The 9,368-nt window shown below is 39.2% G+C and carries 3 protein-coding genes; all 3 read left to right on the top strand.

The annotated features are described in order from the left end of the window. Nucleotides 1-7,677 (top strand): DUF11 domain-containing protein (locus JHC30_03750; GenBank protein ID MCI4463267.1); only part of this gene is annotated, 7,677 nt, incomplete at its 5' end. Between the two features lie 127 nt (nucleotides 7,678-7,804). Beyond that, on the top strand, nucleotides 7,805-7,993 hold the full coding sequence (locus JHC30_03745) for a hypothetical protein (GenBank protein ID MCI4463266.1): 189 nt from the start codon (nucleotides 7,805-7,807) through the stop codon (nucleotides 7,991-7,993). Between the two features lie 341 nt (nucleotides 7,994-8,334). After that, nucleotides 8,335-9,360, top strand: coding sequence for a copper amine oxidase N-terminal domain-containing protein (locus JHC30_03740; GenBank protein ID MCI4463265.1), 1,026 nt, complete (start codon nucleotides 8,335-8,337; stop codon nucleotides 9,358-9,360). Nucleotides 9,361-9,368: the final 8 nt, after the last annotated feature.

Genomic DNA, 9,368 nt, shown 5'->3' with positions numbered 1-9,368 from the left:
TTTTTGAAGCCGAATATCCAAATCACAAAAACAGTTGATAAAGATAATGCTTCTCCCGGTGACTCACTTTTGTATAAGATTAACATCAAGAATACAGGTGATGGCTCTGCAAGGAACTTCAGTCTGCAAGACCCAGTCCCGTCAGGTCTTATCATTGATGCTAATTCTATAACTGATGGACCTCCACCTGGAACAGGAACAACAATAACCGGGATGACGCATTCTGTTAATGGTAATACAATTGAGTGGCAAATTTCTAATCCACCAGACAATGCTTTCCCAGCAGGTGCTGAAACAACTCTTTCATTTAGAGTTTTAGTATCAAATACTGCTTCAGGCACAATATGCAATAGCCCATTAATTTTGAATTCAGAGTGTTGCTATCAGAATTATCAAATTCCAACAAATGCCTGCACAAAAATTACAGCAACGCCAATAAAAGTTACAAAGAGTATTGTTGAGGTAAATGGTCAACCTGCACAAGATCCTGTAAGATTGCAGCCAGGAGATATTGTTAGGTTCAGAATAAAAGTCGAAAACAAAGGCACTCTGCCTGTTTACAATGTTGATGTGTATGACACTCTTCCAACGGGATTTGTATATCAATCTAATTCATCAAGGTATCAAAGGACTAATGGTTCGGTTCCAACAACATGGACAAGTGCTCAAGATCCAAATACCTCTCCATACCAAACGCCTCCTCCACCTCCGCCAGGATTTTCAGGTTATCAGTGGCATATCCAACAAACGCTTGAAGGCACGGATGATAATGGCGGAACAACAGGTTCGAGTCTTGATACGCTCTACCTTGAATTTCTTGCAAAAGTTACAACTAATGCTCCTGCTTCACCAATTGGATCTTATGCTGTAAATGTTGGAGATGTGTCCTGCACAACCGATATGCAAGGGAACACTCCTATTGATAGAAGTGTTATTGACACAAGCAGTGCAAAAGCCTGGGCATTGGTTTATAAGCCACAACTTCAAATTTATAAAAGTGTTTATTCAATAAATGGAAACACTTCAGATACCACAAGAGTTCAGCCAGGCGACACGGTAAGATATAAAATACAGGTTAAAAACACAAGCGGTTATGGTCTTGCTATTGCAGTTGTAACTACAGATACTCTTCCAACGGGATTCACATACATAAACGGAACGACAAGTGCTACCTGGACTGGTGGAAGTTCTACAAGTAACCCCACCATTTCAGGAAATCAATTGACTTTCTCCTTCAACAATCAGGCGCAAATCGCACCAGGTGATTCCCTTGTTATCTACTATAGTGTAAGAGTTGCTTCATCTGCTTCTCTTGGTAAGAACTGCAACTCAAGTTCTGCCCAGGGAAGAGACCTTGATAATGGAACAATTTCCGCATTTGCTCCAGATGGAAGTGGTTCATCATCAGCATGTGTTGATGTTTATAAACCTGTTTTGAGAGTAACAAAACTTCCACAAAGCTATATAGCAACAGTTGGGAATCCCGTGACTTTCATTGTTAAGATTGAGAACCTCGATTCTTATGCACAGGCAAAAAGCATTAATTTGAGCGAAGTTATTCCTTCAGGCTGGAACTATGTTAGTGGCAGTTCCTATAAAGTTAAAAATAACGGTGCTTTGCCTTCAAATTGGGGATCACCTATAACAGAACCAACACAAACCGGGCAAACATTAACATTCAATCTTAATGAGACGCTCTTACCGACTGATGATTCTGGTGGAACTACAGGAACCAATCAAGACACACTCTGGATTAAATTTAATGCAGTGCCTACAAATGCATCTCCTGGCTGTGCTAATAAAGACACTGTTACTGTAACTTATCAGGACAATAATAATGGCTCTTACACACCTGTGACAGATGAAGCAAATGTTTGTGTCTGTTCACCAAAACTTGAAATGGATAAATCTGCTGATCTAACAGAGGCAAGAGTTAATGAAGAGGTAACATTTACCTTAAAAGTCTCGAACAAAAATCCTGTTGATGCATTTAATGTTAATGTTCAGGATTATCTACCTCCTGGATGGGTATATGTAAGTGGCTCTGGAAAATATCAAAGAACAAATGGCTCTTCTCCAAATCCATCAAACTGGACATTGTTAGAACCTGCGATATCAGGTGATACACTTGTATTCAATACAAACATTACAGTTGAAGGAACAGATGATAGCGGTGGTGCAACAGGCACAAAACTCGATACCCTATTTGTCGAATTTAAGGCAAAGCCAACTCAAAATGCTATAGTTGGGTTAAATGTAAATAGAGCGATAGCAGAAGGTAAAGATGCAGGCAATAACCCAATTGGCTCAAATGAGGACGATGCACAGGTTACAGTAAGAAAACCCGAAATTTCTATTAGTAAATCAGTTGATAAATCTGCTGCAAACGTAGGCGATACGCTTACATACACAATAACAATTACAAACTCTGGCAATCTTGACCTAATTAATGCAACAATAACAGATACTTTACCTGATGGTGTTACATATCTTTCGGGTGGTTCTTATTCGCCTCCAAACATAGTAACTTTCACAGGTTTAACTATTCCTCAAGGAAGTTCAATAAGTGAACAAATTACTGTAAAAATAAACAAGAATGTTGAAAATGGTTCAATCCTTATAAATAGGGCAAGGGTTGATGGCTCTGACTCTTATGGAAATACTTATTCATCTGGTCCAGCAACAGCACAAACTCAGGTTAATGCACCAAAACTTTTGATAACTAAATCGAGTACACCTAATCCAGTTAAAGCAGGCGAAAATATAACCTATACAATAACTGTTACTAACTCTGGTTCTGCTCCTGCAACAAATGTTGTTATAACAGATCCTGTCCCTCAGCATACAACATTTGTCTCTGCTGATTCCGGTGGTCAAAATACTGGAGGCGTTGTAACCTGGAATATTGCAACTTTAGATGCAAATTCGCAGATTACAGTTCACTTTGTAGTAAAAGTTGATTCACCGATTGCTGATAACACAATCATTGAAAACACTGCGATAGTGAACTCGAACGAGCAAGGACCAATAAATTCAGATAAGGTTATAAATGTTGTGAGTTCTGTTCCACAACTTGTGCTCTGCAAGTCTGACTCACAGGACCCTGTAAAGCCTGGAAACCAGTTCACATATACAATAAGATACGCTAATAACTCAACAATGAATGTAACGAATGTCGTAATAGCCGATACATTGCCTTCAGGTATAACTTATATTTCAGCAAATCCAACTCCAACAAGTGTAAACGGACAGATTATAACCTGGAATATTGGAAATCTACCAGCAGGTAGTTCTGGAAATATAACTCTTACAGTACAGGTTGATCAAAGTGTACCTAATGGAACAAAAGTTACAAACACAGTTATTGCAACATCAAACGAGACGCCTCAAGCGCAGGCAACCGAGGATACGCTTATAGGGACGCTTCCTAACCTTACAATTTCAAAATCTGATAGTGTTGATCCAGTTCAAGCAGGTTCTCAATTCACATATACAATAAGATATCAGAACACCGGTGGGCAGGATGCAACTAATGTTGTAATTACTGATACACTTCCAAATGGTTTAACATTTATTTCAGCAACGCCAGCGCCAACAAGCGTAAATGGTCAAACCCTTACATGGAACATAGGCACTCTTCAATCTGGTACTTTGGGTCAAATTACAGTTAAAGTTGAAGTCCCAATAGATACTCCAAATGGAACAATATTTACAAACACTGCAACCATAACAAGCACCGAGACAAATCCTGTTACAACAAGCGAGACAACTACTGTCGAAAGCAAACCTGTGCTTACAATAAGTAAAGATGTCCAAACTACTCATAATCCTGCACAACCTGGAGATATTGCAACTTATACAATCACATATGGAAATACAGGCAATCTAACTGCAACTAATACATTTATTGTCGATGCGATACCTCAAAATACAAGATTTGTTGTTGGAAGTGTTACTGCTCCATCCGGAGTTACAGTTCAGTACTCGAGCGATAATGGTGCAACCTGGACATATACACCAGTTGCAGGTAGCGATGGCACAGATCCGAATGTAACACATATCAAGTGGACTATTGGAAACCTTAATCCGGGAGTTATTAATCAACAAGTTACTTTCCAGGTAAAAATTAATTCACCTCTTCCAAACGGTACTGTAATTTCTAACACTGCTTCAATTGATTCAGATCAAACATCCCCTGTAAATGCATCAAAGAATTTTGTTGTTGGCTCCTCACCTTCTATCCACATCACAAAGACCTCTGATAAAAACAGTGTCCAGGCAGGAGATACACTTACCTACACCATCGACTACTATAACGATGGTAATATGGATGCAACAGGTGTTGTTATCACAGAGACATACGATCCAAATGTTGACTTTGTCTCTGCAACACCTCAACCAGATACGGGCAAAAACAATGTGTGGACAATAGGAACACTTCCTGCAGATGGAACCCACCATACAATAACGATAACAGTTAAAGTGAAATCCCCTCTTCCAAATGGCACAACAATCCATAACATTGTTACAATTGACTCAGACCAGACAGACCCACAACAGGCAACAAAGGATGTAGTCGTTGGCTCTGCACCAATCCTCACAATCGTAAAGACCGATACACCAGACCCAGTTCAAGCAGGAGATAACCTCATCTACACAATAACAGTTGGTAATACTGGTAATGCCCCTGCAACAAATGTTGTTGTAACTGATACAACACCTCCACATACAACATTTGTTTCAGCAAGGTTTGTATCAAGAACAGGCTCAATTAATGCACCACAGGTTGGTGCTACTGGTACAGTGACCTTTACCCTCTCAGGCACCCTCAATCAGAATGAAGAGTTTGTTGTTGAACTCATTGTGAAGGTAGATACACCTCTTAACAACAATACAACCATAACGAATACCGCAAAGGTTACCTCTACCGAAGACTCACAAGGTAAAGAATCCCAGACCACAACAACAGTTCAAAGTGCACCAATCCTCTCAATAGATAAAGTTGATACCCAGGACCCTGTTACTGCAGGCTCAAACATCACATACAGGATAACTGTTAAGAATACAGGTAATATGGTTGCACACAATGTTATCATCACTGACTCAACACCTCAAAACACAACATTTGTCTCAGCACAGTTCATCCAGGGCACAGGGACAATAACCTCTCCTCCTCAGGGTGGTACAGGTTCAATAACCTTTGCAATTACCTCAATCAACAAAGATGAGACAGTTATTGTTGAACTTGTTGTTAAAACCAATTCACCTCTTCCCAATGGCACCCAGATAACGAATACCGCCTCAGTGAAATCAGATGAAATCCAGACCCCACTTCAGGATACAGAGACAACAACCATTGGCTCTGCACCAGTCCTTAATATTTCCAAGACTAGTTCTCCAAATCCTGTTTCAGCAGGAGATAATATTACCTACACGATAACCGTTACAAATAATGGTAATATGGATGCAACCCAGTTTGTTATAACCGATTCAACTCCAGCAAATACAACTTTTGTTTCTGCAAGGTTCGTAAGTGGAGCAACAGGAACAATTACCTCGCCACCCGTTGGAGGAACAGGCACTATTACATGGAACCCCAACCCTGCAACCCTACCAGTTCACGCAACTGTTGTTGTTGAACTTATTGTTAAAACCAATTCTCCACTTCCTTCGGGCACGATTATTACAAATACTGCCTTTGCAGACTCTGCAGAAACCCAGCAAGTATCCGCAACAAATACAACTACAGTAAGTGGGCTGCCAAAACTTGTTATTACAAAATCAGTGTATCCAACAGAACAAGCGCCATCTGGGCTTGTCTTCTACTCAATAACTATTACCAATACAGGTAATGCGGCGGCAACAAATGTGACTGTTACTGAAACTTATCCAAGTGAAGTTAGTTTCTACTATGCAAATCCACAGCCTTCATCAGGAAACAATGTTTGGATCATCCCGAGAATAGATGCAGGCGCAACCTATACAATAACGATCGTTGTAAAGGTTAAAGAAAATGTGCCCCTGACAACGCCACCTGTTAAAGTTACAAACACTGCTTCTGTTACCTGCGCTGAAATTCCTGCACCTCAGAGTGCAAGCGCTTCGTTTGAAGTGAGGGCTGCAAACTTCTGGGACCCTGCGCATGTCACACAGAAAAAAGAAGTTGATCCAAAGGGCACTGTTTCACCAGGAACGTGGCTTACCTATACAAATTACTTTGGAAACTCAGGAAACGCACCTGCAATAAATGTTAAAATAGTAGACCCTGTTGACTCGAACCTTGATGAAACAACACTCCAGATATCAGATGGTAATCTACCTGATCTTGGGATAACGGTAACGCACTCTTATGACCCTGTAAGAAGGGAAATTACCTGGACAATTCCGAACCTTCCTCCAAATACAACAGGTTGGGTCTCATTCAGGGCAATGGCAAGAGCAACCCTAACGGGTTCAACGATTATCACAAACACCACAAGAATTAGCGCAGACAATGCCCCTGAAGAAGTTTCTACAAATACAGTTTACACATATGTTGTAGCACCTTGCCCTACTACTCCAACTCCACCTACTCCTCCAACTCCGCCTACTGCAATCAACCTCACATTCAATGTTCCTGATACAATCTGTGCATCATCTTTCTCTAAATTCGTCCTTACATTTACAGGTGGAACTTCTCCTTACGAATATGAAGTTGACTTTGGAGACGGCACTCTCAAGATCTCTGGAACAGAGCAAGGAAGCTTCATCAACTTAACTCATGTCTACGATAAGCCCGGTACTTACACCGTTAATATTGTTGTTAAAGACAAGGTAGGCAAGACAGCGACCCTTACTCAATCAGTTACTGTAAAAGATTGCACCCCACTTCCTTCTGTTTATCACCATAACTTTATTATAGGTTACCCTGATAAAACTGTAAGACCAGATAGGTTTGTTTCAAGAGTAGAAGTTGCAGCAATGATTTTAAGAGCACTTGGAATAGATGCAACAAAACTCTCCGATGATATATTACCATTCAAAGATATTCCTGTTACGCACTGGGCATACAACTTTACAAGAAGAATTTACCAGGAAGGCTTAATGCAGGGCGATTCAAAGGGTCAATTTAATCCTGACAAATTTGCAACAAGAGCAGAAATTGCAACCATACTTGTAAGATTAGGGCATATTGAACCTGATTATTCTGACCCTCTATTCTCTGATATTAAGAAAACCGATTGGTTTACTCCTTATGTAAATGCAGCAGTAGAAGCAGGACTACTTACTGGCTATCCAGATAGGACCTTTAGACCTAATAACAGTGTTACAAGGGCAGAATTTGCAGCAATGCTTGAAAGAATCCTCGGAAGAGAAGATATTCCTCAACTTAAACAATTCGAAGGGAAGGAAAATATCATTGTGTGGAACGATATTTCTCCAAGTCATTGGGCTTACTACATTATGCTTGAAGCATGGCAACCGCATATTGTAACAAATGTTGCAAGGGCTCAGGGAAATATAACTGTAAAATCAAAATCAATCCCTGTTTATATTACAACAAATGATTCAAAGGTTATTATCCCAAAAATTGGTGATACAATCCGTGCAATTGTGCCTGTTGATGGTATTATAAACGGGACCGACCCTGCGGAGCGAGAAGTATTTGTGAAGATTATTAGCAAAGAAAAACCTTAAATTAAGTCTTGTTTCTTAAGTAGGGGGCTATAAGCCCCCTTTTGTTTTTTGAGCACTTCTTGTATAATATCTCGAGGTGAAAAGAGTGAAAAAATTATCAATTTCGATATGCTTTGCGATATTATTTATGCTTTCCTTTTTTAATACAACCATAGCTATAACTTCCAACGATCCTAATGTAACAGTTCTAAAAAAAATTGAATCGGGCATAAATGTTATATTTGTAAACGGAGAAACTGTTCTTGTTGGAACAAAAGATGGTCTCTACATAGGCGATATAAACTTTAAAAACCTTCTCCCAAAAACACTGGACTAAGCGAACTTGATATAACTGCAATTGATTATGTTGATGGGTTCTACTATATTGGGACAGATGGTGGCGGTCTTTATAGAGGGCTTATTTCTGATTCCAAGTGGATAAGCTTAAAGAATCAGGTTGATTGTCCTACAATTTCTTCCATAACTCACGAGGGAAGTAACATTTATGTTTCATCATTTTGTAGTGGTTTCTATGCAAGTTTTGATAATGGCACAAAGTTTTTTAATCTCACAAAAGGGCTTATCTCGACAAAGGCAGCAGCATTTTGCAAGGGAAGCGATGGTTACTATCTTGGAACTGATGAAGGACTATACTATTCCAAAACAATTCAAGAGGATATGCAATGGACCAAAGTTTTAAATAACATTTCCGTAACAACTTTGAAAAGTTTTGGTAACAAAATTCTTGCAGGGACAAGCACAGGACTAGTTAAAGGCTCAGGCAAAAATTTCACCAGAGTAAACTTGATTAGCGGCAGTCCTTATATAAAAGATATCGATACAGTAGCGGGTAGAGTTGCTATTGGAATAGATAAAATCTGTTTAGTGCTATCTTGCGATGGGATAAAATACAATGTTTTCTTTACGGACATTTTATTTGACATTTCGACAATTACTTTTGATGCACCTTCCAAAAGATTGCTTATAGAAACAAGCAGTGGAACTATTTATTCACTTGACCTTACAAACCCACTCCTTCTTTTTGACAGAACAATCAATGGAGGGACTGTGAAAAAAGGGGATGTTTTGAATATTTCTTTTCCAGTTTACGACTTTAGTTTCAATAATAATGACATTAAAATTTCAGCGCCCTCATTTATGACTATGAGTAAAACCTCTTTAGATAATAAGTTTACCTTTGACATAAGAGTTGATACATCTAAGTTAACACCACAAAAATATTCAATTCCAATCACATTAACAAAAGGAAGCGTCCAGGACAAGGTATTTTTGAACTTTGAAGTTATAGAAGCAAAAACAGTTATTAAATTACAAATCGGCTCTTACGATGCCTTTGTTAACGGAGTTCTGTATAAACTTGATGCAGTGCCTTTTATAGATAGGGCATCAGGAAGGACCCTTGTCCCCATAAGGTTTGTTTCCGAAGCCTTAAACTTCAATGTATCTTATAATAGTTCAACAAAAGAGATTTCGATTGTCGATTCTTTAAAAACACATAAAATTTTACTTTATGCTAATAAGAAGACTGCATATGTGGATGGGAAACCTGTGCAACTTGATGTTGCGCCAGTAATTGTCCCTCCAGGAAGAACTTTTGTTCCCATTCGCTTTGTAACAGAAACTTTTAATGGCAGTGTTAATTGGGACGCTGCAACCAGGATGAATAAGTTACGAAACATATGAGACTCTCC

Origin of the sequence: Caldisericum sp. (assembly GCA_022759145.1) — a bacterium.
In the GTDB taxonomy this organism is placed as follows: domain Bacteria; phylum Caldisericota; class Caldisericia; order Caldisericales; family Caldisericaceae; genus Caldisericum.
This window is presented reverse-complemented; position numbering and strand designations above follow the sequence as displayed.

What these genes read in the sequence shown, in the direction of transcription:
- JHC30_03745 (MCI4463266.1), top strand. Translation starts at nt 7,805, where the DNA reads ATGCTTTCCTTTTTTAATACAACCATAGCTATAACTTCCAACGATCCT.
- JHC30_03740 (MCI4463265.1), top strand. Translation starts at nt 8,335, where the DNA reads ATGCAATGGACCAAAGTTTTAAATAACATTTCCGTAACAACTTTGAAA.